We start from the raw sequence: 23,521 nt of genomic DNA, 5'->3' as shown, positions 1-23,521 counted from the left end.
TCCCCTTCGCCCCTGACCACTGTGTTCCGCCCCGACCCGGGAGACGAGTGATGCGACTTCTCCGACTTCGAACCGCCGTCGCCGCGTGCGCGATCGCCGCGGCCGGCACGCTCACCGTCGGGGCCGGACCGGCCCTCGCCCAGGATCTGCCGACGGTGGTGCTGGTCCACGGCGCGTTCGCCGACACGACCAGTTGGGACGCGGTAGCCGCGGACCTGCGTGGTCGCGGGTACGAAGTCGTCGTCCCGGACAACCCGCTGCGCGGACCGGCGTACGATTCCGCCGCCATCGAGAAGGTGCTCGCGGACATCCCGGGACCGGTGGTGCTCGTCGGTCACTCGTACGGCGGCGCCGTCATCACCAATGTGCACTCGCCGAACGTCGAGGCGCTCGTCTACGTGGCGGCATTCGCCCCGGCGCAGGGCGAGCCGGTGATGCTGAATCTCGACCCGATCCGCTTTCCCGGCAGCCAGCTACTGCCGCCGGTGCTGCAGGTGAAGGTCGTCGAGAACGATCCCACCGGGATCGCGGGCAGGAACCTCGACGGCTACATCAACCCGGCCGACTTCCATCGGGTGTTCGCGCCGGACGTGTCCGACGCGACGGCCGCCGACATGCTCGCGCACCAGCGGTCGGCCGCGCTGGTGGCGAACCTCGAACCCAGCGGTGCGCCGTCGTGGGCGTCGACTCCCAGCTGGGCCATGGTCGCTCAGAACGATCAGGTGATTCCGGCGGCGTCCGAGCGGTTCATGGCCACCCGGGCGGGGGCGCAGATCACGGAGATTCCCGCGTCGCACGCCGTCCTGGTATCCCAGCCCGTCGCCGTCGCCGACCTCGTGGTGCAGGCAGACCAGGCGACGCCGTAACGGCACAGCCGTGAACGCGCCCGAAGAATCGGCATCGAACGGCAGGAGCCTCGCCCACCGCGTCCAGAAGATGGTCGGACGCGACCCGGACGAGGAACACCGTGCGGCAACGCCGTTGGAGTTGCTGTTCGACCTGACGTTCGTCGTCGCGTTCGGTGTCGCGGGAAATCAGTTCGCCCACCTCCTCGCCGAAGGACACGTCGGCGCCGGGCTGGCGGGTTTCTCGTTCGCGATGTTCTCGACCATCTGGGCCTGGATCAACTTCTCCTGGTTCGCCTCGGCCTACGACACCGACGACTGGATCTACCGCGTCACCACCATGATCCAGATGATCGGTGTCATCGTGATGGCGCTCGGCATGCCGCAGATGTTCGCGTCCATCGACCGCGGAGTCGAACTCGACAACACCGTCATGGTGTCCGGGTACATCGTCATGCGCGTCGCCATGGTGTTCCAGTGGTTGCGCGCGGCCCGCCACGACCCCGACCACCGTTCGGCGTCGCTGACGTACGCCACGGCGCTCGTCTTCGCACAGATCGGCTGGGTGACGCTGGCGATCGCACCCCTCACCGTCGAGTATGCGTTCGGCCTCGGCGTCGTCCTCATCCTCGTCGAGATGAGCAGCCCCGTCATCGCCGAACGGTACAAGGGCGGAACACCCTGGCACGCACACCACATCGTCGAGCGTCACGGTCTGCTCGTGATCATCACGCTCGGCGAGGGTGTGATCGGCACGGTGGCCTCACTGTCCGCCGTCGTCGAGCATCAGGGGTGGTCGCTCGACGCGATCCTCGTCGCCGTCGCGGGCATCGGACTCACGTTCGGACTGTGGTGGGTGTATTACATCCTGCCCTCGGCCGAGGTGCTCGCGGTGTATCGCCGCCGCTCGTTCGTCTGGGGGTACAGCCACATCGTGGTCTTCGCCGCGCTGGCCGCCGTGGGGGCCGGGTTGCACGTGGCGGCGTACTACATCGAACACGCCTCCCACATCGGCGCGACGGCGACGGTGCTCGCCGTCGCCGTCCCCGTCGCGATCTACCTCGCGGCCGTGTACCTGCTGTACACGTATCTGCTGCGGGTTCCCGACCCGTTCCACGTCCTGCTCCTCGTCCTGACCGCGGCGACGATCGCGCTCGCCCTCGTGCTGGCGGCGCAGGGCGTGTCGATGGCGTGGTGCCTGATCGTGGTGATGCTGGCACCGGTCGTCACCGTCGTCGGATACGAGTTGCTCGGGCACGCCCACGAGGCCCGGGCACTCGAGATCGCGCTCGGCGGCGCGGACGCCGCCGAGGACTAGGACCAGGGAGTCAGGGGGCGAGGCCGGGCGACACCGTCGACCATCAGATCAACCCGCTCGTCGAAGAAGGCCACGAGTCCGCGTACTTCCGACGCGTCGACGAGTGGATCCTCGTAACGCCACGCGATGTCGTGAAGCAGTCCGCCGGCGGTGACCGCCGACCGATACGTGGCCTCACCCTTGTATGCGCAATACGTCTTCGTCGCACTCGGGTGCAGTTCCGCGACGACGTCTTCGGGCGGCAGGTAGTAACGGACCGGCAGCATCGTTTCGAACAGCATGCTCGCCCGCCGCGAGTCGGCCAGGACCGTGTCGCCCAGCATCAACTGCACGTGGCGGGACGTGCGGCGGACATCGATGCGCTGGAACGGGTCGTGCGGATGGCCGACGATCTCGTCGTCCTCCTCCAGCCAGCGGTCGAAGCCGTCGAAATCGAGAACCACGTACCCGGCCAGGTCTGCGTCGCCGGGCCGGAACCCCAGGGCGTGCCGTGCGCCGTCGGTGCGGATCGCGACGGCCTCGCCCTCCGCCGTGTGCACCGAGAACGGCAACCGAGGATCGAGCACCGGCATCGACGTCACGTCCGGCAGCGCGAACCCGGCTGCCTCCACCTGCGGCACCGTCCTCGCCGGCTCCGCCGTCACCTCCGCGGCGATGTCCTCCTCCGGCACCGCGTAGGCGGGAACGACGCGCCGGGGTTCCCAGACCAGAACCGCGCGGTCGCTGTCGACCACCGCGGTCCCGTTCAGCACGGCGCGAATCCGCTTCGCCGTCGGCTCATAGCGAAGCTCGCGTAACCGACGTCCGACGGTGTCGCGCAGTCGCAGGCCCATGAGTCGAGACTAGGCCGTGTCACCGGACCAGGCCGAGGGAAGCGATGAGGTCCTCGTGGAACTCGAACCAGACGCGGTGGCAGGAGTCGCGGTCGGTCGCGGTGATCCAGGCCGGATCGGTGCTCGCCCGCTCGACGGCGCCGGCAAACCGCTGATGGTAGCCGGCGAATCGGTCCGTGCCCGCGACCAGGCGCGCCTCGAGTCCGGCCAGGGCGTCCGCCACGATTCCCAGGCGGGTGGTGGTCTCGTCGAGGGTCACGGTAGCCTCGCCGATACCCAGCTCGGCCAACTGCCAGGCGGTGCACGCGTCCGCGACGGCGACGTTGTGCGGCAGGAACTCCCGGTGGACCTGCACCACCACGGCACGGCTCCCGCACCGGTCGAGGTCAGCGGCGAGCAGTCGCTCGCCGTGCACCTTCCCGAGATCGGTCAGGGACCAGCCGCTGTCCTCGGTGAACGTGGTGCGGGTGACCCACCCACGGGCCTGGGCATCGAGCAGGTGCTCGACGGTCGCCTCGACGGGCAGGTCGAATCGGGCGGCGATGCGCGCGGTCTCGGCGTAGCCCAGGATCCGCACGGCGTGCAACACCAGAATGTCCGTCGGAGTGCGGTAGGCCATCAGATCCTCCCGGCGTTCGGAACAGCGACGTGCCCGCGAGTACCGTCCACGCGGACCAGCAGGCCGTCGGTCAGGGTGATCATGGCCTTCGGCGCGGCCAGGACGGCGGGGATGCCGAACTCGCGGGCCACGATCGCGGCGTGCGCCGACACCCCGCCGGTCTCGGTGACCACCGCACAGGCTGTGGCCAGCAGCGGGGTCCAGGCCGGCGACGTCGTACGGCAGACCAGGACGTCGCCCGGGCGGAAGCGGGCGAAGTCGTCCGGGCCGCCGATGATCCGCGCTGGGCCGACGGCAGTGCCGGGGCCGGCCGCGATGCCGGCCAGCAGCACCTCGCCCGGCGCAGCCTCCGGGAAGGGAGTGGACATCACGAGGCCACCGCTCAGTCGTCCGCGTCGTGGTCGCCGACTCGGGACACGACCCGGCTCAGGCGCTGCTGGGCGGCCTGAGCCGAACCCAGGCCGAGCGCCTGAGCAATGTCCGGCCAGGTCAGCCCACCGCCCCGGGCGGCGAACAGCAGACCGGCCTCGATCTGGTCGAGTTCGACCCGAGCCGAAGACAGCAGCCGCAGCGCGGCCGAGAGGACCGCCGGGTCCGCGCCGTTCGCATCCCGGCACGCCCACGCCGCAAATCTGACGAGGTCGCCGTCCGACCGTGGCTGGTCGGGATGCTCCCACGGACGCCGCGCAAGCCTCGCGGCGCCGGCCCGGTTCAGCGTCGTGCGTGCCGAATCCAGCTCGGCCGCGTGTGTCTGGTCGTCGGTGGTCACCCGGCCACTCCACGCCATCAACAGTCTGTTGTCAACAGACTGTTGATGGTCGTGTCGTCCGGGGAGGTCCCGGCATCGTCAGCGGGCGAGGATCCCGGCGACGAAATTCTGCGCGTCCTGCTGCGACGCCCCGATCGTCCCGCGATGGTCGGCACCCTCGTACGTCCGATACGTGAGTTCGTTCCCGTTGTCCTGCAACGTCTTCACCATCAGATCCGTCGACGGCTTGCTCACCACCAGGTCGCCGGAACTCTGCGCGACCAGCGTCGGGACCTGCACGTGGACCCTCGACGGCTCCTGCCGGCCCAGGTATTCCGTCAGCGGTCCGAGGTCGGCGTCGGGGCGGAAGACCTGACCCGCGGGCACCGGCGGCACCTTCCGGATGTCGTCGATGCACCCGGTCCGCGCCGCCGTCAGCAGCGGCTGCGCCTGCTCCGTCAGCAGCGCCGACGGGTCGATCGTGGGATCGGCGGCCTGCGCGCCGAGCAGGATCAGCGGGAGGAACGCCTCGGCCGCTTCGATACCCGGCACCCCCGAGCGGAAGTAGTTCGGGGTCTGGTCGAGCCCGTTGCCCGGGGCGATCGCCACGGCGCCACCGAGGTCGAGTTCCGGGGCGCGCTCCCCCGCCTGCGCAGCGGTGAAGAGCGCCGCCTGCCCACCCTGGCTGTGCCCGATCACGAACCACGTCGAGCCGACCGCCGGATCCACGTCGCGGGCGGCACGGACGATGTCCACGACGGCGTTCGCCTCCGTGTCACCGTTGATGTACGGATGGATTCCCGGCGTGCCCAGACCCTGGTAGTCCGTGCTCACCACCGCGTATCCCTTCGCCACCCAGTCGTCGAGGGAGGTGTTGACCCCGGAAAGATAGCTGTGGGCGGGGCCGCCTGCGAAATCCGCGGACGGGGCGCAGGTGTCCGCGACGCCGGTGGTGCCGTGCGCCCAGCTGATCACCGGATACCCGCCGTCGGGTGCCGGCGTGCGGGGAATCGCCACGGTGCCCGACACCACGACGGGGTCGCCGTTGCCGTCCTGCGACGCGTAGGTGATCACCTCGGTCCGGGCGGCGCTCGGCAGCGCGGGACCGTCGGTCACGGGGCGGGCCGACAGCAGTTGACCCGGCCGGGGCGACGTGTCGGTGACCGTCTCGGATGCCGCACTGGAACAGGCACTTCCACCGAGGAGGACGAGCGCAGCCACCGCGCCGATGCTTGCGCGCGAGACCGTCACGAGAACGCCGCCAGCGGCTCGGAACCCGACCAGTCGTGGCCCCAGTAACTGTCCGCGGTGATCTCCTCGGCGGTGTAGTGCGTCTCGTCGACGAGCATGCCCTCTGTGCCGAATTCGAGGTCCCAGCCGCCGGGGGCGCGCACGTAGAACGACACCATGCGGTCGTTGGTGTGCCTGCCGAGCGTCGACGAGATGGAGAAGCCGAGTTTGCCGAGCCGGTCGAGTGCCTGGCCGACGGCGTCTAGGGTGTCGACCTCCGTCATCAGGTGCACCATCCCGGGTTCGCCGCTGTGCGGCGCGGGGCACAACGCGAGGCTGTGATGGCGCTGGTTGACGCCCATGAACCGCACCCGGCGGGCCGGCCCGGGGGCGTCGGCCGGTCCGAGGCGGATCGCGCCGCGGGGCAGGAATCCCAGCACCTCGGTGTAGAACGTGTAGGCCTCCTCGAACGCCGGCGTCGGGAGGACCACGTGGCCCAGTCCCTGTGCGCCGGTGACGAAGCGGCCCCCGTGCGGGGTGACGACGGGACTGTGGTCGAGCACCGGCCCGAAGAACACCTCCACCCGGGTGCCGGACGGATCGTCGAACGCGATCACCTGCTCGGCGTCACGGTAGCGCGACTCCTCCTCGGACAGGACGTCGACCGTCACACCCGACTTCTCCACCTGCTCGCGCACCCGCTGGAGGGCGAACTGGTCGCGCACCTCCCACCCCACGGCGAGCGCCTTGTCCGTGTCGCCCGGCAGGACGATCAGCCGGGACCGCCGCTCGTCCACGCGCAGGTACAGGCCGTCGGGTTCGGGGCCCGACCCCTCGGCCATGCCCAGCCCGTCCACCACCAGCTCACGCCAGCGTGGCACGTCCTTCGTCTGGATCCGCAGGTAGCCGAGCCCTCGGATGTCGGTCATGTGAAGTCCTTTCCTGGGGGCGGCTCCGCCACCCGTGCGTGGTTGACGAGTCTCTGGACTCGTTAACCACGCACGGGCGCGAAGCGCCTAGATCATCGAGCGGTGGATGCCCTGGGGTTCGCCGCCGAGCTGGGTGAGGGCCGACGAGTGGAAGATCGAGCCCGGCACGTGGATGGCGTGGGAGAGGCCGGCGTGCGCGTCCCGCCAGAACCGCTGCATCGGTGTCTTCAGTTGGAGCGCACCGCCGCCGGAGCGCGCGAAGATCTCGTCGACGGCGCGCACCGCCCGCCAGGCGGCGGCCGTCTGGGTGCGCCGACCGATGGAGCGGAGTTCGAACGAGATGTCCTGCCCCTTCTCGGTCATGTCCCAGAACCGGTCGACCGTCTCCAGGATCGCCGCGCGGGACGCCGCGATCTCCGCGGCTGCCTCGCCGATCGCGAACAGCACGTAGGGGTCGTCCTTGATCGGAGTCCCGGAGACGGTGACGCGTTCGCGTTGCGCGTTCAGGTGGCAGGCAAGCGCGCCCTCGGCGATGCCGATGAGCGACGACGTGATGCCGAGCGGGAAGATGCACGAGAACGGGAAGTTGTAGAGCGTCTGGGTGCGGCCGAACTCCTTCGGCGCGGAACCGTCGAAGACCTTGTCGGCCTGCAGCGTCCGGTGCTGCGGAATGAATGCGTCCTTGACGATCAGGTCCTTGGACCCGGTGCCGCGCAGTCCGACGACGTTCCAGCTGTCCTGGTCGATGTCGTAGTCCGAGCGCGGCAGCAGCACGTGCAGGATCTTCGGGGGCATCACCCGGTTGCCGTCCCGGTCGCCGACCGCGGCGCCGATCATGACCCACCCGCAGTGGTCGGTGCCCGAGGAGAACGACCACCGTCCGTTGAGGACGTAGCCGCCGTCGACGGGCACGGCCACCCCCATCGGGGCGTACGGCGACGCCATCCACATGTCGGCGTCCTCACCCCACACCTCGTCCTGCGCGGTGCGGTCGAAGAACGCCAGTTCCCAGGGGTGGACGCCGACGATGCCGCTGACCCAGCCCGCGGCTCCGTCGATGGCGCCGATGCCCATCGCGGTCTCCGCGAACTCGCGCGGGTGGGATTCGTAGCCGCCGTACTCCTTGGGTTGCAGCATCCGCATCACCCCGGAGACGCGCAACCTCTTCGCGGAGGTGTCCGACAGCCGCATCAGCTTGTCGCCCTCGGCGCCTTCCGCGCGGATCTCGTCCGCGTACTGTTCGATCCTGTCAAGAACCTGGCCCATGATGATCTCGGCTTTCTGGTGTCGGTACCCGGCGGAACGCCTAGGCGGACTTCTTCTCGGCGACTGCGGCTTCCGCGGACTGCCGGTCCGCGAGGCCGAGGGCGATTTCGATCAGCTGGTCCTCCTGACCGCCGACCAGCTTGCGCCTGCCGGCCTCGATGAGGATTTCCGCACCGGACACGCCGTACCGGCGGGCGTGGGAGTCGGCGTGTTTGAGGAAGCTGGAGTACACGCCGGCGTAGCCCATGGTCAGCGACAGCCGGTCGAGCAGGCAGTCGCCGTCCATGACCGGCCGGACGACGTCCTCGGCGGCGTCGATGATCTTCAGAGTGTCGATGCCGGTGCGGATTCCGAGTTTCTCGGTGACGGCGGCGAACGCCTCGACCGGGGTGTTTCCCGCGCCGGCGCCGAAGCGCCGGGTGGAGCCGTCGATCTGCAGGGCGCCCGCCTCGACGGCGAGCACCGAGTTGGCGACTCCGAGGCCGAGGTTCTCGTGGCCGTGGAAACCGACCTGCGCGTCGTCGCCGAGTTCGGTCACCAGGGCGGACACGCGGTCGCTGACGGCGTTCAGGATCAGCGCTCCGGCCGAGTCCACCACGTAGACGCACTGGCAGCCGGCATCCGCCATGATCCGCGCCTGCTGCGCGAGCACTTCCGGCGACTGGCTGTGCGACATCATCAGGAAGCCGACGGTCTCGAGCCCGAGGTCGCGGGCGAGACCGAAGTGCTGCACGGAGATGTCGGCTTCGGTGCAGTGCGTGGCGATGCGGCAGATGCTCGCGCCGTTGTCCGCGGCCTCGCGGATGTCGGATTGGACCCCCAGTCCGGGGAGCATGAGGAACGCGATCTTCGCCCGTTCCGCCGTCTCCACCGCGGCCTTGATCAGTTCCTGTTCCGGGGTGTGGCTGAATCCGTAGTTGAACGAGGAACCGCCGAGTCCGTCACCGTGGGTGACCTCGATGACCGGAACCCCTGCGGCGTCGAGCGCCCCGACGATGGAGCGGACGTGGTCGACGGTGAACTGGTGACGCTTGGCGTGGGAGCCGTCGCGCAGCGACGAGTCCGTCACCCGGATGTCGAGTTCGGCACTGTAAGGCATCGGTATTCCTTAGAAGAGTGAATGGGCGGACGCGCTCAGACGCTCGCGCCGAGGATCTGCGTCGCGAAGCTCTCGCCGACCTTGGTGGCGGCGGCGGTCATGATGTCGAGGTTGCCGGAATAGGGCGGCAGGAAGTCGCCGGCGCCCTCGACCTCGAGGAAGATGCCGACGCGGGCGAGTCCTCCGCTGATCGGCGTGGGATCGTCGAATTGCGGTTCGGCGCGCAGGCGGTAGCCGGGAACGTACGCCTGCACGGACGCCGCGACGTCGTGGATGGACGCGGTGATGGCGCCGCGGTCGGCGTCGGCGGGAATGGAGCAGAACACGGTGTCCTTCATGAACATCGGCGGCTCGGCCGGGTTCAGGATGATGATCGCCTTACCCTTCTTCGCCCCGCCGATCGTCTCGATGCCGCGGCTCGTGGTGATCGTGAACTCGTCGATGTTCGCGCGGGTGCCGGGTCCCGCGGACGGCGAGGCCACGCTGGCGACGATCTCGGCGTACGCCACCTCGGCGATCCGGGAGACGGCGTGGACCATCGGGATGGTCGCCTGGCCGCCGCACGTGATGAGGTTGACGTTCGGTGCGGTGCGGTGCTCGCCCATGTTGACCGCGGGCACGACCGCCGGTCCGAGCGCGGCGGGGGTGAGGTCGACGGCCTGGATGCCGAGGTCCGCGTAGCGGGGCGCGTTCACCCGGTGCACGTAGGCGGAGGTGGCCTCGAAGACGATGTCGGGGCGCTCGTCCTGGGCGAGCAGCCAGTCGACGCCCTGGGCGCTGGCGATCACGCCCCGGTCCGCGGCGCGCTTCAGTCCCTCGCTGTCGGGGTCGACGCCGATCATCCAGCGGGGCTCGATGATCTCCGAGCGGAGGAGTTTGTACATCAGGTCGGTGCCGATGTTGCCGGATCCGACGATCGCGGCGAGAGCCTTGGTCACAATTGTCGCCTTACTTGAATTCTACTGATACAGAACCGATGTCACTGAAGTCGGCGCGGAACACGTCGCCGGGACGGGCGTCGATCGCGCGGGTGCACGACCCGGGCAGGATCACGTGCCCGGCCTCGAGCCGCACCCCGAAGCTCGCGACCTTCCGCGCCAGCCAGGCCACGGCTTTCGTGGGGTTGCCGAGCACCGCCGACGCCTCGCCCCGCGCGATCTCCTGCCCGCCCTGGAAGAGCACCGCGGAGATGGCGCCGATGTCGACCTGCGCCGGTTCCACGCGTCCGGCGCCGAGGATCACGCCGGCCGACGACGCGTTGTCGGCGATCGTGTCGGCGAGCCCGATCTTCCAGTCCGTGATGCGGGAGTCGATCAGTTCGATACTGGGAACGATGAATTCGGTGGCCGCGAGCACGTCGGCCTCGGTGCACCCCTCCCCCGGCAGTGTCTCGCCGAGGACGTACCCGATCTCCACCTCGATGCGCGGGTAGCAGAACTGCGCGGTGTCGATCGGCGTCCCCTCGGCGTACACCATGCTCGACAGCAGATGTCCGTAGTCGGGCTCGTCGACGCCCATCATCTTCTGCATGACCTCGGACGACAGCCCGACCTTGTGGCCGTACACCGTTTCCCCCGCCGCCAGCCGCGCCCGGATGTTCAGCAGCGCGATCTCGTAGGCGTCGACGACGTCGATGCCGGGCAAAGCGGTGGTGAGCGGGTCGATGGGCGCACGATCCCGTTCGGCGTTCCGCAGGAGGTGGGCGGCGGACAGTCGTTGCGCGTCGCTCAGCATCAAGCCACCTCTCCCGCACGTGAGTGCTGTCGTGTGTTCCGGGACTCTTTGCCACTCACCTGGGCGGCGTGCTGCGCGGCGATGTAGCCGAACACCATCGCGGGACCGATGGTCGCGCCGGCACCGGCGTATTCGTTGCCCATCACCGACGCCGACGTGTTGCCGGTGGCGTACAGGCCGTCGATGACGGACCCGTCCTCGCGGAGCACCCGCGCGTCGGCATCGGTGACGAGTCCGCCCTTGGTGCCCAGGTCGCCTGCCTCGCAGCGAATCGCGTAGAACGGTCCCTGCGTGATCTCGTCGAGGCACGGGTTCGTCATCGTCGGGTCGCCGTAGTACCGGTCGTAGGCGCTGTCGCCACGGCCGAAGTCCTCGTCCGTGCCGCTGCGGGCGAAGCCGTTGAAGCGGTCGACGGTCGCGACGAGGGTGTCCGCTTTGACGCCGATCTTCTCCGCGAGGTCGCGCAGCGTGTCGGCCTTGTGCACGACACCGGAGTCGTAGAACCCCTGCGGGAACGGCACACCCGGCAGCACCTGCGCGAACGGGTACCGCGACTTCGCCTTGCTGTCCATCACGAACCACGCCGGAACGTGCCCGCCGTCGAGTTGGTCGTGGACGAAGTTCACGTACGGCGACGACTCGTTGGTGAAGCGTTCACCGCGGCCGTTCACGATGACCGACGGCGGAATGCACCGCTCCGACACGAGCGGGATCACCGCGCCCATCGGGTGCAGCACCGACGGCATCCACCAGGCGTCGTCCATCAGGTCGACTGCCGCGCCGAGCTTCTGGCCGGCGACGATGCCGTCGCCGGTGTTCTCCCGGGCGCCGGCGCTGACGTCCGGAACGCCGTGCCGGGGCAGGTACTCGGCCCGCATGTCCTGGTTGTGGTCGAACCCGCCGGTCGCGAGCAGCACGCCGCGGCGGGCGCCGATCCGGACCGTCTGTCCGTCGCGCTCGGCGAGCACACCCACGACCGCGCCGGTGCCGTCGACGATCAGTTCCGTCATCGACGTCTTCAGCCACAGCGGCACCCCGGCGTCCTTGAGGACCATCCGCATCCGCGCCACCAGTGCGCGTCCGCCGGTGGCCATGTGGCGTCGCCGGATCACGTTGGACGCCACCCGCCACGCCGCCACCAGCGACGCCTTGCGGCCCTTCCAGGTGCGCTTGACCATGGCGAGGTCGTGGTAGTCCTTGGACGTGACCCACAGGCCCAGCGGACCCTTCATGCTGTTGGGACGCTGGAACTGCTCGTCCTCCTTCAGCGCCCGGGTGTCGAAGGGCATGCATTCGATGGTGCGCCCGAGCGGCCGCCCGCCCTCGTATTCCGGGTGGTAGTCGGAGTAGCCCTTCACCCAGTACAGCTTCATGTGCGGGCTGCGGTCGAGGAGTTCCATCAGCTCGGGACCCTTGTCGACGAACGCGTCGAGGCGGTCGGCGGCGACGGTGCCCTCGGTGATGATGTCGAGGTACCGGCGGATCGACTCGCGGGAGTCGACGACACCCTTCGCGCGCAGCGTCGGGGCGTTGGGTATCCAGATGCCGCCGCCGGAGATGGCGGTGGATCCGCCGAACGTCGCACCCTTGTCGATGACGAGGGTGTCGATCCCGCGGTGGGCCGCGGTGATCGCCGCGGCCATGCCGCCGCCACCGCTGCCGACGACGAGGAAATCGACTGTGGTATCGAAGGTTTCTGCGGTGCCGCTCATCGTCCGCTGCCGTCCTTGCGGAGGAGGAAGGCGAGGACGGCGCTCTCGAACGCCGTCTTCTGCTCGATCATCGCCCAGTGCCCGCAGTTCGGGAACACGTGCAGTTCCGCCCGCGGGATCGACCGCATCGGGATGATCGCCATGTCCAGGGGGCTGACCCGGTCGTCGCGACCCCACGTGAGCAGCGTCGGCGCCGTCACCTTGTGCAGCTGGGCCCAGTACGGGGTGGCGTCGGACGCGAGTGCCGCCTTGGCGCCGGCCTCGAACGCGGCCTTGCTGTACATCTTGCGGGCGCTGGCGAGGGTCTCGGGGTCGGTGGCCTGCGTCCAGCGTTCCTCGATCAGTTCCTCGGTGACCATGGCGGGGTCGAACACCATCGAGTGCAGCCACGAGATCAGTCGTTCCCGGGTGGGGTCGTCGGTGAATTCCATCAGGAGGTTGATGCCCTCGCCGGGACCGGGGCTGAAGAGGTTCCTGCCGATGCCGCCGATGGTGATCAGCTTGGCGACCCGCTCGGGGTGGGCGATGGCGAACTGGGTGCCGACGATGCCGCCCATCGAGTTTCCGAGTATCGCCACCTCGTCGAGTCCGAGCCCGTCGAGGAACCGGAGCACGGCGTCGCCCGCGGTGAGCATCGGGTGGCCGCCGAAGTCGTCGCTGACCCCGAATCCCGGGAACTCCAGGATGAAGGTGCGGAAGTGCTCGGCGAAGACGCCGAGGTTGCCGCGGAAGTTGCGCCACCCCGTCACGCCGGGGCCGGAGCCGTGCAGCAGCAGAAGCGGCGGGCCGTCGCCGGCCTCGTGGTAGCGAAGCACGCCGAGGTCGGTCTTCAGCTCCTTCAGGGTGCCCTCGTAACTCGAGTCAGTCGTCATGGTCGATCACGTTGCCAGCGTGTTCCCGGCTCGGACAGGAGCGATCCCGGTCAGCGAGACACCGCCCCGCCCGGGCACGGTCGGGGCGAGGACTTCCACTGACCGAGACGGCATCTCGTGACACTTCGGAGCCGTCCCTAGCCTCGGGGTCGATCGCCGAATCGGTCGGCGACGCAGAGCAATCGGAGGCGGTCTGATGGCAACCGAACCGGCCGGCAACATGCCCGCGGCACACCCGGACGCACCGTCACCGGACGAGATGCGCCGGGCCCTGGGACAATTCGCCAGCGGCGTGACGGTGGTGACTGGGCTCGACGCGGAGGGTCCGGTGGGTTTCACGTGCCAGTCGTTCGCGTCGGTGTCGCTCGAGCCGCCGCTGATCCTCTTCTGCGCCGATCACCGCGGGCGGGCGTGGCCGCGCATCCGGCGGTCGGGGCGGTTCACGATCAACGTGCTGCGCGAGGACCAGACGGACCTCTGCGCCCGGTTCGGTTCGAGCCGGGGTGCCAAGTTCGACGGGCTCACGTGGGAGCCGTCGCGGTGGTCGACGCCGTCGCTGCCGGGGGTCCTCGTCCGCGTGCACGCGGACGTGCAGTCGGTGCACACCGCCGGCGATCACGACGTCGTGATCGGACGCGTCCGGGAACTCGAATCGGTCTGCGAGGAGCGTCCGATGGTGTTCTTCCGGGGCAGTTTCGGTCTCGGTGCCGCTCCGCTGCCCGTGCGCGCGTAACGAGTCCAGGGACTCGTCAACCACTCACAGGAACTAGAGCCACTGCCCCGACTGCACCGCGAGGAGCTGGTCGAGGGTCTCGGTCGACCACGAGCTGTCGGGGATCTCCCGGGTCCGGCGGCCGCGACGGGGCGTTCCCAGTTCGGGGTGCAGCGTCCGGGTGACCTCCCGGGCGGCGTCGACGACGAGCGGGGCGACGCGCTCGAGTTGGACGGTGCGCGCGTCGCCGCACAGCGAGATGCCGGCCACCGGCCCGTCGGCGCTGCGGACCGCGACACCGACGCACCCGATTCCGCGCACCGCCTCCCCGCGCTCGAAGGCGAGACCGCGACGTTGCCGGATCCGGTTGAGCTCCTGGTGCAGCGTGGACAGTTCGGTGATCGTGCGGTCGGTGCTCCGGCTGAGCCGCGGCCCGTACATGCCGTCCACCTGCTCCGGGTCGACCCACGCGAGCATCGCCTTGCCGCCGGCCGTCGTGTAGGCGGGAACGCGCCCACCGACGCGGGACGGCAGGGTCGCGGCCATCCGCCCGCCCACCTTGTCCAGGTACACGCTCTCCGCGCCGTCCAGCACGGCCAGGTGCACCACCATCCCGGTCTGCATGTGCAGTTCGTGCAGCAGCGGGGCCGCCGCGGCCCGGACCTGGCTGTGCCCGTTGTCGCCGCCGCCGAGTCCCATCGCCCGCCGCCCGAGGCAGTAGCCGAAGCTGGCGTGGTCGACCCAGTCGAGACGGACGAGCTGGTCGAGGATGCGGTGCACGGTGGACCGCGGCAGCCGGGTGCGGCACGCCACCTCTTCGAGCGTCAGGCGCGACGTCCGGCCGTCGAACGCGTCGAGGATGAGCGTCATCCGTTCCACCATCGACGGCGGCAGATCCTTCTTCGCAGCGGGTACCGACAGTGCATCATCCGAATCGACGACAGTCATCGACGCCTCCAAATATCCTGGTCACACGCATACGTCCGACAAAAACTGAAATGAATTCTTAAAATGTACCAGCCGCGCCCGCCGCGGGGAAGGAATCGGACAACCGCCGCGCCCGGTCACCGGGAATGTCCGCGCACCCCGCGGGCGCCTCCACTACAACGGTGACGACAGACGACCCCGAGAGCGGAGTTACGAACTGATGCACATAGGAATCGCGCCGCCCATCGTCATCGCGCACCCCGCGGTCCGCGCGGACTGGGAACTCGGCGCCGGCATCGCGGAGTTGACCGCGATCGCCCGCACGGCCGACCGCCTCGGCTACCACCACCTCACCTGCAGCGAGCACGTCGCCGTCCCCACCGACGTCGCAGTGGAACGCGGCGGCACGTACTGGGACCCGCTCGCGACCCTCGGGTTCCTCGCCGCACAGACCACGGGCATCCGCCTGGCCACGCAGGTTCTGGTGCTCGGCTATCACCACCCCCTCGAGATCGCCAAGCGCTACGGCACGCTCGACGTCGTCAGTGGCGGCCGGCTCGTGCTGGGGCTGGGCGTGGGCAGCCTGCGCGAGGAATTCGACCTGCTCGGCGCGCCTTTCGACGACCGCGGCGTCCGCGCCGACGACGCCCTCGCGGCGCTCCGCGCGTCGCTGTCGCAACCGAGGCCCGAGTACCACGGCCCGTTCTACGACTTCGACGGCGTCGTCGTCGAACCGCACGCCATTCAGCCGCGAGTCCCACTGTGGATCGGGGGTCGCACACTGCGGTCCCTGCGCCGCGCGACGACGCTCGGCGACGGCTGGGTGCCGTTCGGTCTGTCGCTTGACGAGTTGTGCGCGCTGCTCGCCCGGGTCGACCTTCCCGAGAAATTCGAGGTGGTCCTCAGCGCAGGCGCACCGCTCGATCCGATCGCCTCCCCCGACGCCGTGGCGCGCTCCCTCGAAAAACGTCGCGAGGCCGGCACCACCGTCGTCAGCGCCACCCTCGCGTCCACCAGCGCTGCCCACTACTGCGAGCAACTGGAGGCCCTCCGGCAGCTGGGCGACACACTCGGCCTCTCCTTCCGCACCACGACCGAAGACAGGATCCGCCCATGACCGGCACCGAAGAACTCGTCCGCACACTCGCCGAACGCGTCACCGCCCTCGAGGACAAGCTCGCCATCCTCGAGCTGATGACCTCCTACGGCCCCGCCATCGACAGCGGCTCGGCCGACGCCGTCGCGCGTCTGTGGACCGAGGACGGCGTGTACGACGTCGACACCGGGGTGATGCGCGGGCACGCGGCCATCACGGCGATGGTGCAGTCGCAGGCACATCAGGGCTGGATCGGCGGCGGCTGCGCGCACATGCTCGAGCCCGGGCACGTACGCGTCGACGGCGGCACCGCGGTGGCGACGTGCAAGTCGCAGTTGATCATTCACGACGATGCCGGGTTCCGGGTCCACCGGATCACCGCAAACCGGTGGGAGCTCGCCAAGATCGACGGCGAGTGGAAGGTGACCCGCCGGATCAATCGGCTTCTCGACGGTCGTGAGGAGGCGCGCACCCTGCTGGCCGCGGGGGTGCGCGACTGAGCACGGCTTCGGTTGCACGGAAACGAGGCCCGCAGGTGCTGCGGGCCTCGTCCTCGTGGGGCGGGCGACGGTCAGGCGACCATCTCCGACTTGGGCACGGCAACGTCGGCCGGGCGCTCGATCTTGTTGCGGGTGAGGAGAAGTCCCATCACCGCGGCCAGCAGTCCGGAGACCGCCAGCGCGAAGAAGGCGTAGACGAATCCCTTCTCCGAGTACTGCGCGGCGCGGCCCACAAGCACGACGCCGGGGATCGCGACGATGGCGATCATCATCTGGCTGCCGATCGCACTGCCCAGCGAGCCCGACAGGTTCAGCATCCCGCCGGCGATCCCCTGCGTCTGCGCGGGCACGGTGCGCATGATGAGGTTCGGCAACGTCGCCGTCGCGGAGCCGAGCCCTAGGCCGATCACCAACTGCCCGAACATCATCTGCGCGGTAGAGTCGTGCAGGGTAGCGAGCAGGACCGACCCGAGCGACAGCGCGGCGCCGCCGAATACCAGAACCGGCGCGGGGCCGATACGCCGGGTGAAGTACCCGCCGACGGGGCCGGCGATCATCGACACGATGCCGGTGGGGACGGTGTAGACGGCCACGGCCAGGGCGGTGACACCGAATCCGTAGCCGAGACCGAGATCGGGATCGGTCATCACGAACATCGGGATGAGCATCGAATGGCTGACCAGGACGAACTGGACGAAACCGCTGGCCGCCAGGGTTTTCGCGACGGGGCCGTGCCGGAGCATCTGCAGGTCGATGAGCGGTTCCTTCGGCGTGCGTTCGTAGACCAGCCAGCCGGCGAGAACTGCGAGACCGCCGCCCACGCACAGAAGTGTCTGCGGGGCCGTGTATCCCCAGGTGGCGGCCTTGCCGATGCCGAACAGCAGCACGAAGGCGCCGAGTCCGAGGATGACCGCACCGAGCACGTCGAGCTTCGACCGGGTGCGCAGGGTCGTCTCGGGCACGAAGATCGCGACCGCGATGCCGACCACCGCCACGTGGGTAAGTTGCGCCCAGAACACGCCGGTGTAGCCGAAGTGGTCGATGAGATAGCCGCCGATGATCGGGCCGAGGATGGTGCTGGCGCCCATGCCCGTGGCGACGAATCCCACCGCCACGGGAATGATCGACGGCGGCAGGATGTCGCGGATCAGCCCGTAGGCGAGCACGAGGATTCCCATGCCCGCACCCTGGAGGCCGCGGCCCACCAGGAACAGTTCGAAGGTGGGGGCCAGCGCTGCGAGGACCGATCCGGCGCCGAATACCGCGGCCGACGCGAGCATCATCCGCTTCTTGCCGTAGATGTCGCCGAGTTTGCCGACGAGCGGAGTCGAGGCGGCGAGCACGAGCGTGACGATCGTGATCACCCAGCCGACGTTCGCGGTGCCGAAGTGTTTCGCGATCTCCGGCAGCGCCGGGGTGACGAAGTTGTAGGCGAGCGGGATGACCTCGACCAGAAGGATGATCAGGGCCAGGAGGGCGAACGACTTCCCGCGTGAGAGCGGTGCGCGCTCCGCCTCACCTGGGGACAGGGGCATGTTATGCATATGTGGCTCCGGGGGATTCGAGTGGATCAGCACGCCCAACCTGGCACGGCGCCCAGTGACGCCGACCACAGTTCCCACTCACCGGGACCTGCCCGCAGCCGGTGCCAGGCGACGCGAATCGGCGCGAATAGTAGAAAACATTCCTGCACGTTATTGCGCTCAAATAGTGACTGATCAGTAGTTCATGCGATACAACTAGAATGAAATCTAATTTTCACTTCGCGGATCAGGAGTTGCCATGACGGAATCACTCAGCCTCACCGGACGCACCGCCGTCGTCACCGGCGCCGGCGCAGGCCTCGGCCGGGCCGAAGCCCTCGCACTCGCGGCCGCCGGAGCCGCGGTCGTCGTCAACGACATGGGCGACGGCGCACACGAGGTCGCCTCGGAGATCACTGCGGCCGGCGGCCAGGCCGTCGCCGTCACCGGTGACGTCTCCGACTGGGCGCTGGGCGCACGCCTCGTCGACGAGGCCGTCGGCGCGTTCGGATCGATGGACATCCTCGTCAACAACGCCGGAATCCTGCGCGACAAGATGATTTTCAACCTCACCGAATCCGACTGGGACGACGTCATCCGCGTCCACCTCAAGGGCCACGCCGCCACGTCCCGCGCCGCGGCCGTGCACTGGCGCGAGGCGAGCAAGGCCGCCGGCGGTCCGGTGTACGGGCGGGTCGTCAACACGTCGTCAGAGGCGTTCCTGTTCGGATCGGCGGGGCAGCCGAACTACTCGGCCGCGAAGGCCGGGATCACCGCGCTCACACTGTCGACGGCGCAGGGCCTGTCCCGCTACGGGGTGCGGGCCAACGCGATCTGCCCGCGCGCCAGGACGGCCATGACCGCCGGCGCATTCGGCGCGAACCCGGGCGACGCGGGCCTCGACCCCCTCTCCCCCGAACGGGTCGCCACCCTTGTCCACTACCTGGCCTCCCCCGCCGCCGACGAGATCACCGGGCAGGTGTTCGTCGTCTACGGCAAGATGGTCGCGCTCATGGAGGCACCGAAGGTCGAGAACCGCTTCGACGCAGCGGGTTCCGCGTTCTCACCCGAGGAGCTCGACGGTCTCCTCACACCGTATTTCGCCGGTCGCGGACCGTACGAGAACTACGCGGCGTTCAGCGTCGCCGAACTGGAGAAGGCCGCGCTCGCGACCAGCAACCTCGCCGGTGCCTGAACCGCGATCACAGAAGGAGCGCACGATGAGGCTGCAGGGTAAGACGGCGATCGTGACCGGCGGCGCCGGCGGCATCGGACGGGCCGTCACGACGGTGTTCGTCCGCGAGGGCGCGAACGTCCTGTTCGTCGACATCGACGACGAACACGGCCGTGAACTCGAACAGGAACTGGGAGCGGCCGCCCGTTTCCTGAACGCCGATATTTCCCGGCGCGAGTCCGCCGAGCAGATCCGGGACGCCGCCGTCGCAGCGTTCGGATCGGTGGACGTGCTGGTCAACAACGCCCACGCGTCGCGTCAGGCGTTGCTGATCGACCACACCCAGGAGATGTTCGACCTCTCGTTCCAGACCGGGTTCTATCCGGTGGTGCACCTGATGCAGGCCTGTTACGAGCAGTTGAAGGCGGCGAAGGGTTCGGTGATCAACTTCGCGTCCGGGTCCGGGCTCGACGGGATGCCCACCCAGACGTCCTACGCCGCCGCGAAGGAAGCGATTCGCGGGGTGAGCCGGGTGGCGGCCAACGAATGGGCGGCCGATCAGATCCGGGTGAACGTGATCTGCCCGTTCGCCGCGACCGAGGGCGTCCTCGCCTGGCAGGAACAGTTCCCCGACCGCGCCGCCGCGTCCGTCGCGAAGGTTCCGCTGCAGCGCATCGGCGACCCCGAGACCGACATCGCGCCCGTCGCCGTGTTCCTCGCGTCCGACGATTCCCGATACATGACCGGCCAGACACTGATGGCGGACGGCGGCAGCATCAAGCTGCGCTGATCCGCCCGGACAGGAGAAACGACGATGACCGAATTCCAGGGCCGAGTCGCCCTGATCACCGGCGGCGCCCGCGGCCAGGGACGCAGCCACGCGGTCGCACTGGCGGAACGCGGGGCAGACATCGTGCTGTGCGACCGCTGCGAGGACAGCGCGGCGGTGAACTACCCCCTGGCCACCGCCGCCGACCTCGACGAGACCGCCGAACTGGTGCGCGCCACCGGCCGCCGGTGCCTCACCGCCAAGGCGGACACCGCCGACCGGGCCGCGATGGACGCGCTCGTCGCGGAGGCGGAGTCCGAGTTCGGGCGGATCGACATCGCGGTCGCGAATGCCGGCGTCTCCGTTGCCGCCCCCGTGCAGTCGCTCACGCAGGAGCAGTGGTCGGAGGCGATCGGTTCCAACCTCACCGGCGTCTTCAACACGGTAGGGGCGGTGGCACCCGGCATGATCCGACGGGGATACGGCCGGATCGTCACCATCTCGTCGATGCTGGGCCGCGCCGGCAGCACCAACATGGCGGCGTACGCGGCGTCGAAGTGGGGCGTCATCGGGCTCACCAAGAGCGCCGCACTCGATCTCGCCCCGCACGGCATCACCGTGAATGCGATTGCGCCGGGCAATATCTCGACACCGATGATCCACAACGACGCCCTCTACCGGATGATGCGACCCGATCTGGAGGCACCCGCCGCTGAGGATGTGAAACCGGTGTTCCGCAGCCTGCACGCCCAGCCGGTCGCGTGGCTGGACGCCGCCGAGATCACCCGCGTCGTGCTGTTCCTCGGCGCCGAGGGCAGCGCGCACATCAGCGGCATCGTCCTGCCCGTCGACGCGGGTACTGCCGCCCGCGGCCTGTGAGTACTTGTTAACCGCCCGACGTTGATATGTACTCACGGGTGCAGGTTGATCAAGGCTTTGACCATGTCCGTTTCGGCGCTAGTCTGAACCCATGCCCGAGGAGACGACCGACCAGAGCGCTTTGGACTTCCTGTCCTTCATGGACTTCGCGGTGGGCAAGACGGTGGACGAGTTGCCCGAGGTCGATCCGGTGTCGATGCGACTGGTGCTCGCGCTGCACCGGGTGACGAGCGCCCTGGTCTACGACCTCGAGGCGACGGTCCACCGGCCGAGCGGGTGGAGCTGGCCGGGGTTCCGGGTGCTGTTCGTGTTGTGGCTCGCGGGACCGTGCGAGGCCAAGCGGGTGGCGTCGCTGTCCGGGATGAGCAGGTCTGCGGTGTCGGCCCTGGTGAACACGCTCGAGCGCGACGGGCTCGTGACCCGGCGACCGTCCGCCGGCGACCGCCGGGCGGTCGACCTCGAGCTGACGGACGCCGGGCGCGAGGCCATCGTCAGCACGTACACGGCGCACAACAAGCGCGAGCAGACGTGGACCGAGACGCTGACACCGTCGGAGCGGGTCGTCCTGATCGGGTTGCTGGAGAAGATGGCGTCGGGCACCGCCGCCCGCGAAGCCGTCAAACGCAGCTAGCCGCCGTGTCGAGCAGGTAATGGCCGTGAGCAGTCTCATCCGTCCCGGGGAACAGCGCCTCGTGTCGTTCGACGAGTTCCGCGAGTCGGTGAGCGACGCGTTCGTCCCCCTCGAGATGACGTCGGCGGACCACGACGACTTCCGCGGCGTGGTGCGCGGCGCGACGGTCGGGGCGGTCCGGATCAGCGAGGTCACGGCTGCCCCGCACGTCATTCGGCGCACGCCGCGGACGATCCGCGCCGCCAACCCCGACTATTTCAAGCTCGGACTGCAGGTGGGCGGCTGCTGCGTCCTCGCCCAGGACGGTCGGGAAGCTGCGCTCGCCCCGGGCGACTTCGCGATCTACGACACGACCCGCCCGTATCAGCTGTCGTTCGACGACCGGTTCCGGATGCTGGTCGTGATGTTCCCCCGGCATCTCCTACGCGTGCCGCCCGACGGCATCGCGCAGCTCACCGCGCGCCGGGTGTCGGGCAGGCAGGGGCTCGGCGCCGTCGTCACGCCCCTGTTGCGCGGGCTCGGCGAGCAGATCGCCGACGCCTCCCCCACCGTCGCGCTGCATCTCGGCGACGCCGTCCTCGACCTCGTCGCGGCGGCGTTCGCGGAGCAACTCCACCTCGCCGACGGGCTGATTCCGCGGTCGCGCGGGGACGAACTGCAGGCCCGGGTCACCGCGTTCATCGACGAGCGGCTCGCCGACCGGGAGTTGGATCTGCAGTCGATCGCGGCCGCGCATCACATCTCGGTGCGGCACCTGCAGAAGATGTTCGAAGCCGAGGGCGACACGGTGAGCGGATGGATTCGGCGCCGCCGCCTCGAGCAGTGCCGTCGAGATCTCGCCGACACCCGGTACCGCGAACTGCCCGTCTCGGCCATCGGCGCCCGCTGGGGTTTCGCCGACGCCGCCCACTTCTCCCGGCTGTTCAAGGCCACGCACGGATCGACACCCCGCGCCTATCGCGCCGAAGCCACACCGCTCACGGAGACGGCGAGTCGGATTCGATGATCTCCGCGACCTCGTCGACGTGGACGGGTCGGTGCCAGCTGTCCCAGCCGACGTGGATCTGGCGCGGATGAACGGCGGCGTCCAGTACGACGGATTGGTGAGTGTGCCCGTGCAGCAACCAGTCTCCCCCGTCCTGCAGGCGGTACTCCACGCCCCGGTCCTCCTCGGTGTGATCGCCGGTGTACGGGAAATGGGACAGCAGCACCGTCCGGCCGGCGACCTTCCGTCGCGCGAACAGCTGCACCGACGCGAACGTGTCCAGGAAGACCCGCTGCCTGAGGTGGCTGTTGCGGTTCGCCATCGGGTGGCACGAGTCGTGATTACCGGGGATCAGATGCAGTTCGACGTTCCGTGTCCGCGCGAACTCGTCCAGCGCGCGGAGCGCCCAGTCCTCGGCGTCCTTACCTCCGACGGTGATGTCGCCGAGTATCCACAGTTGATCCCCGCTCCCGACGGCGGCGCCCATCGCGTCGAGAATGGATTCGTCGTGCGCGTCGATCTCCGCGTCGAAGCCCCGGATCTCCACCAGTCGCGCGTGCCGAAGGTGTAGGTCGGACGTGAACCAGACGCTCATTCCAGGAACCGCGACCGCAGCTCCGCGAAGAACGCTGCCGACAAACGTGTGAAGTCGTCGGCGCTCACCCGGATCCGGTCGCCGATCTCGAGCTTCAGAACGGACTTGGCGGGAACGTACGCGAGGACGTTGATGCCGCGCAGGACGCCGCCGTTGTTCATCAACGAGTCGGCAATGATCTCGACTTCGTTGAGCGGGTTCGCGTCCTTGCCCGTCACCGCCCGCACCCGGTGGACGAAGTAGCGGTCCAGCGCGAGGATCATGTTGCCGAAGAACAGGGGCTCGAAGTCCTCCAGTGCGGCGAAGACCTTCTTGCCCGTGACCTCGCCCGCGATCGCTCCCGTCAGCGACGTGTACGCGGCGAGTTGCTCCGCGACGGACGCCTCGGCGTGGTCGATCTCGTCCTGCGTGTAGTTCTTCCGTCCGAGCACTTCGCCGTCTCCTTCGATCACCGGGTGCCGGATCGACACGCTGAGAACTCCCAGACCAGCAGTGTTCCACCTTTCGCGTCCCAGCGGATCGGGG

At 69.1% G+C, this 23,521-nt stretch carries 26 protein-coding genes; 10 read left to right on the top strand and 16 right to left on the bottom strand.

Features of this window, described 5'->3' with window-relative positions; all coding sequences use genetic code 11:
- The first annotated feature begins 50 nt into the window (after positions 1 to 50).
- Positions 51 to 866, top strand: a complete 816-nt coding sequence (locus I1A62_RS39335; protein ID WP_124389380.1) for an alpha/beta fold hydrolase — start codon at positions 51 to 53, stop codon at positions 864 to 866.
- A 70-nt stretch (positions 867 to 936) separates the two neighbouring features.
- Positions 937 to 2,163: a low temperature requirement protein A gene (locus I1A62_RS39330; protein WP_219461687.1), complete on the top strand. Its 1,227-nt coding sequence runs from the start codon at positions 937 to 939 to the stop codon at positions 2,161 to 2,163.
- Here I1A62_RS39330 and I1A62_RS39325 read toward each other — a convergent pair.
- The 12 genes from I1A62_RS39325 to I1A62_RS39270 form a co-directional block, all read right to left on the bottom strand.
- Positions 2,160 to 2,996, bottom strand: a complete 837-nt coding sequence (locus I1A62_RS39325; RefSeq protein WP_219457666.1) for a DUF427 domain-containing protein — start codon at positions 2,994 to 2,996, stop codon at positions 2,160 to 2,162. The two genes, I1A62_RS39330 and I1A62_RS39325, sit on opposite strands and share 4 nt — an antisense overlap.
- Positions 2,997 to 3,015: 19 nt before the next feature.
- Positions 3,016 to 3,615, bottom strand: a complete 600-nt coding sequence (locus I1A62_RS39320) for a hypothetical protein (RefSeq protein ID WP_219457664.1) — start codon at positions 3,613 to 3,615, stop codon at positions 3,016 to 3,018.
- A complete protein-coding gene (locus tag I1A62_RS39315; protein WP_124389377.1) occupies positions 3,615 to 3,983 on the bottom strand; it encodes a PEP-utilizing enzyme in 369 nt (122 codons plus the stop codon). Before I1A62_RS39315 ends, I1A62_RS39320 begins: the two co-directional genes overlap by 1 nt.
- A gap of 14 nt (positions 3,984 to 3,997) precedes the next feature.
- Positions 3,998 to 4,384 carry a hypothetical protein gene (locus I1A62_RS39310; protein ID WP_124389376.1) on the bottom strand — a complete coding sequence of 129 codons (387 nt, stop codon included), beginning with the start codon at positions 4,382 to 4,384 and terminating at the stop codon, positions 3,998 to 4,000.
- Positions 4,385 to 4,462: 78 nt separating this feature from the next.
- On the bottom strand, positions 4,463 to 5,614 hold the full coding sequence (locus I1A62_RS39305) for a S9 family peptidase (protein WP_219457663.1): 1,152 nt from the start codon (positions 5,612 to 5,614) through the stop codon (positions 4,463 to 4,465).
- Entirely contained in the window at positions 5,611 to 6,522 is a 912-nt protein-coding gene (bphC, locus tag I1A62_RS39300; protein ID WP_206005750.1) for a biphenyl-2,3-diol 1,2-dioxygenase, read from the bottom strand. The genes I1A62_RS39305 and bphC overlap by 4 nt, the downstream gene beginning before the upstream one ends.
- Positions 6,523 to 6,609: 87 nt before the next feature.
- A complete protein-coding gene (locus I1A62_RS39295) occupies positions 6,610 to 7,788 on the bottom strand; it encodes an acyl-CoA dehydrogenase family protein (RefSeq protein WP_219457661.1) in 1,179 nt (392 codons plus the stop codon).
- 40 nt (positions 7,789 to 7,828) lie between these two features.
- Positions 7,829 to 8,887 carry a 4-hydroxy-2-oxovalerate aldolase gene (gene dmpG, locus I1A62_RS39290; protein ID WP_219457659.1) on the bottom strand — a complete coding sequence of 353 codons (1,059 nt, stop codon included), beginning with the start codon at positions 8,885 to 8,887 and terminating at the stop codon, positions 7,829 to 7,831.
- 35 nt (positions 8,888 to 8,922) lie between these two features.
- The gene (locus I1A62_RS39285) at positions 8,923 to 9,828 is read right to left on the bottom strand and encodes an acetaldehyde dehydrogenase (acetylating) (RefSeq protein WP_219461685.1); all 906 of its coding nucleotides are present in this window, start codon (positions 9,826 to 9,828) and stop codon (positions 8,923 to 8,925) included.
- A 7-nt stretch (positions 9,829 to 9,835) separates the two neighbouring features.
- Positions 9,836 to 10,621 (bottom strand): 2-keto-4-pentenoate hydratase, encoded by a 786-nt coding sequence (locus I1A62_RS39280; RefSeq protein ID WP_219457657.1) that lies wholly within the window; start codon positions 10,619 to 10,621, stop codon positions 9,836 to 9,838.
- Positions 10,621 to 12,333 (bottom strand): FAD-binding protein, encoded by a 1,713-nt coding sequence (locus I1A62_RS39275; RefSeq protein WP_219457656.1) that lies wholly within the window; start codon positions 12,331 to 12,333, stop codon positions 10,621 to 10,623. Before I1A62_RS39275 ends, I1A62_RS39280 begins: the two co-directional genes overlap by 1 nt.
- Positions 12,330 to 13,205 carry an alpha/beta fold hydrolase gene (locus I1A62_RS39270; RefSeq protein WP_219457654.1) on the bottom strand — a complete coding sequence of 292 codons (876 nt, stop codon included), beginning with the start codon at positions 13,203 to 13,205 and terminating at the stop codon, positions 12,330 to 12,332. The genes I1A62_RS39275 and I1A62_RS39270 overlap by 4 nt, the downstream gene beginning before the upstream one ends.
- Positions 13,206 to 13,401: 196 nt before the next feature.
- Between I1A62_RS39270 and I1A62_RS39265 the strand changes: the two genes are divergently transcribed.
- The gene (locus I1A62_RS39265) at positions 13,402 to 13,938 is read left to right on the top strand and encodes a flavin reductase family protein (RefSeq protein ID WP_124389367.1); all 537 of its coding nucleotides are present in this window, start codon (positions 13,402 to 13,404) and stop codon (positions 13,936 to 13,938) included.
- Positions 13,939 to 13,971: 33 nt separating this feature from the next.
- On the opposite strand, the gene I1A62_RS39260 is transcribed toward I1A62_RS39265, so the two are convergent.
- Positions 13,972 to 14,865 carry an IclR family transcriptional regulator gene (locus I1A62_RS39260; protein ID WP_124389366.1) on the bottom strand — a complete coding sequence of 298 codons (894 nt, stop codon included), beginning with the start codon at positions 14,863 to 14,865 and terminating at the stop codon, positions 13,972 to 13,974.
- Between the two features lie 199 nt (positions 14,866 to 15,064).
- Here I1A62_RS39260 and I1A62_RS39255 point away from each other — a divergent pair, with 199 nt between their 5' ends.
- Both I1A62_RS39255 and I1A62_RS39250 read left to right on the top strand, forming a co-directional pair.
- Positions 15,065 to 15,961, top strand: coding sequence for a TIGR03619 family F420-dependent LLM class oxidoreductase (locus I1A62_RS39255; RefSeq protein WP_124389365.1), 897 nt, complete (start codon positions 15,065 to 15,067; stop codon positions 15,959 to 15,961).
- Entirely contained in the window at positions 15,958 to 16,440 is a 483-nt protein-coding gene (locus I1A62_RS39250; protein ID WP_124389364.1) for a nuclear transport factor 2 family protein, read from the top strand. Before I1A62_RS39255 ends, I1A62_RS39250 begins: the two co-directional genes overlap by 4 nt.
- A gap of 71 nt (positions 16,441 to 16,511) precedes the next feature.
- On the opposite strand, the gene I1A62_RS39245 is transcribed toward I1A62_RS39250, so the two are convergent.
- Positions 16,512 to 17,975, bottom strand: a complete 1,464-nt coding sequence (locus I1A62_RS39245) for an MFS transporter (RefSeq protein ID WP_219457652.1) — start codon at positions 17,973 to 17,975, stop codon at positions 16,512 to 16,514.
- 247 nt (positions 17,976 to 18,222) lie between these two features.
- Between I1A62_RS39245 and I1A62_RS39240 the strand changes: the two genes are divergently transcribed.
- The 5 genes from I1A62_RS39240 to I1A62_RS39220 all read left to right on the top strand — a co-directional run bounded on the left by I1A62_RS39240 (position 18,223) and on the right by I1A62_RS39220 (position 22,422).
- Positions 18,223 to 19,158, top strand: a complete 936-nt coding sequence (locus tag I1A62_RS39240) for a 3-oxoacyl-ACP reductase (RefSeq protein WP_219457651.1) — start codon at positions 18,223 to 18,225, stop codon at positions 19,156 to 19,158.
- Positions 19,159 to 19,183: 25 nt separating this feature from the next.
- Positions 19,184 to 19,927, top strand: coding sequence for an SDR family NAD(P)-dependent oxidoreductase (locus tag I1A62_RS39235; protein ID WP_124389362.1), 744 nt, complete (start codon positions 19,184 to 19,186; stop codon positions 19,925 to 19,927).
- A 24-nt stretch (positions 19,928 to 19,951) separates the two neighbouring features.
- Positions 19,952 to 20,785, top strand: a complete 834-nt coding sequence (locus I1A62_RS39230; protein WP_124389361.1) for a mycofactocin-coupled SDR family oxidoreductase — start codon at positions 19,952 to 19,954, stop codon at positions 20,783 to 20,785.
- A 91-nt stretch (positions 20,786 to 20,876) separates the two neighbouring features.
- Positions 20,877 to 21,416 carry a MarR family winged helix-turn-helix transcriptional regulator gene (locus I1A62_RS39225; RefSeq protein WP_087560224.1) on the top strand — a complete coding sequence of 180 codons (540 nt, stop codon included), beginning with the start codon at positions 20,877 to 20,879 and terminating at the stop codon, positions 21,414 to 21,416.
- Positions 21,417 to 21,435: 19 nt separating this feature from the next.
- A complete protein-coding gene (locus I1A62_RS39220; protein WP_124389360.1) occupies positions 21,436 to 22,422 on the top strand; it encodes a helix-turn-helix domain-containing protein in 987 nt (328 codons plus the stop codon).
- Here I1A62_RS39220 and I1A62_RS39215 read toward each other — a convergent pair.
- Both I1A62_RS39215 and I1A62_RS39210 read right to left on the bottom strand, forming a co-directional pair.
- Positions 22,394 to 22,996 (bottom strand): metallophosphoesterase, encoded by a 603-nt coding sequence (locus I1A62_RS39215; protein WP_219457648.1) that lies wholly within the window; start codon positions 22,994 to 22,996, stop codon positions 22,394 to 22,396. The two genes, I1A62_RS39220 and I1A62_RS39215, sit on opposite strands and share 29 nt — an antisense overlap.
- A complete protein-coding gene (locus I1A62_RS39210; protein WP_225857873.1) occupies positions 22,993 to 23,466 on the bottom strand; it encodes a hypothetical protein in 474 nt (157 codons plus the stop codon). The genes I1A62_RS39215 and I1A62_RS39210 overlap by 4 nt, the downstream gene beginning before the upstream one ends.
- Positions 23,467 to 23,521: the final 55 nt, after the last annotated feature.

It is taken from the genome of Rhodococcus sp. USK10 (assembly GCF_019378875.1).
Classification (GTDB): Bacteria; Actinomycetota; Actinomycetes; order Mycobacteriales; family Mycobacteriaceae; genus Rhodococcus_F; species Rhodococcus_F pseudokoreensis.
This window is presented reverse-complemented; position numbering and strand designations above follow the sequence as displayed.

Bases quoted from the DNA above. Each gene is read 5' to 3' on its own strand.
- I1A62_RS39335 (WP_124389380.1), top strand. From the start codon at position 51: ATGCGACTTCTCCGACTTCGAACCGCCGTCGCCGCGTGCGCGATCGCC.
- I1A62_RS39330 (WP_219461687.1), top strand. From the start codon at position 937: ATGGTCGGACGCGACCCGGACGAGGAACACCGTGCGGCAACGCCGTTG.
- I1A62_RS39325 (WP_219457666.1), bottom strand. From the start codon at position 2,996: ATGGGCCTGCGACTGCGCGACACCGTCGGACGTCGGTTACGCGAGCTT.
- I1A62_RS39320 (WP_219457664.1), bottom strand. From the start codon at position 3,615: ATGGCCTACCGCACTCCGACGGACATTCTGGTGTTGCACGCCGTGCGG.
- I1A62_RS39315 (WP_124389377.1), bottom strand. From the start codon at position 3,983: ATGTCCACTCCCTTCCCGGAGGCTGCGCCGGGCGAGGTGCTGCTGGCC.
- bphC (WP_206005750.1), bottom strand. From the start codon at position 6,522: ATGACCGACATCCGAGGGCTCGGCTACCTGCGGATCCAGACGAAGGAC.
- I1A62_RS39295 (WP_219457661.1), bottom strand. From the start codon at position 7,788: ATGGGCCAGGTTCTTGACAGGATCGAACAGTACGCGGACGAGATCCGC.
- dmpG (WP_219457659.1), bottom strand. From the start codon at position 8,887: ATGCCTTACAGTGCCGAACTCGACATCCGGGTGACGGACTCGTCGCTG.
- I1A62_RS39280 (WP_219457657.1), bottom strand. From the start codon at position 10,621: ATGCTGAGCGACGCGCAACGACTGTCCGCCGCCCACCTCCTGCGGAAC.
- I1A62_RS39275 (WP_219457656.1), bottom strand. From the start codon at position 12,333: ATGAGCGGCACCGCAGAAACCTTCGATACCACAGTCGATTTCCTCGTC.
- I1A62_RS39270 (WP_219457654.1), bottom strand. From the start codon at position 13,205: ATGACGACTGACTCGAGTTACGAGGGCACCCTGAAGGAGCTGAAGACC.
- I1A62_RS39265 (WP_124389367.1), top strand. From the start codon at position 13,402: ATGGCAACCGAACCGGCCGGCAACATGCCCGCGGCACACCCGGACGCA.
- I1A62_RS39260 (WP_124389366.1), bottom strand. From the start codon at position 14,865: ATGACTGTCGTCGATTCGGATGATGCACTGTCGGTACCCGCTGCGAAG.
- I1A62_RS39255 (WP_124389365.1), top strand. From the start codon at position 15,065: ATGCACATAGGAATCGCGCCGCCCATCGTCATCGCGCACCCCGCGGTC.
- I1A62_RS39250 (WP_124389364.1), top strand. From the start codon at position 15,958: ATGACCGGCACCGAAGAACTCGTCCGCACACTCGCCGAACGCGTCACC.
- I1A62_RS39245 (WP_219457652.1), bottom strand. From the start codon at position 17,975: ATGCCCCTGTCCCCAGGTGAGGCGGAGCGCGCACCGCTCTCACGCGGG.
- I1A62_RS39240 (WP_219457651.1), top strand. From the start codon at position 18,223: ATGACGGAATCACTCAGCCTCACCGGACGCACCGCCGTCGTCACCGGC.
- I1A62_RS39235 (WP_124389362.1), top strand. From the start codon at position 19,184: ATGAGGCTGCAGGGTAAGACGGCGATCGTGACCGGCGGCGCCGGCGGC.
- I1A62_RS39230 (WP_124389361.1), top strand. From the start codon at position 19,952: ATGACCGAATTCCAGGGCCGAGTCGCCCTGATCACCGGCGGCGCCCGC.
- I1A62_RS39225 (WP_087560224.1), top strand. From the start codon at position 20,877: ATGCCCGAGGAGACGACCGACCAGAGCGCTTTGGACTTCCTGTCCTTC.
- I1A62_RS39220 (WP_124389360.1), top strand. From the start codon at position 21,436: ATGGCCGTGAGCAGTCTCATCCGTCCCGGGGAACAGCGCCTCGTGTCG.
- I1A62_RS39215 (WP_219457648.1), bottom strand. From the start codon at position 22,996: ATGAGCGTCTGGTTCACGTCCGACCTACACCTTCGGCACGCGCGACTG.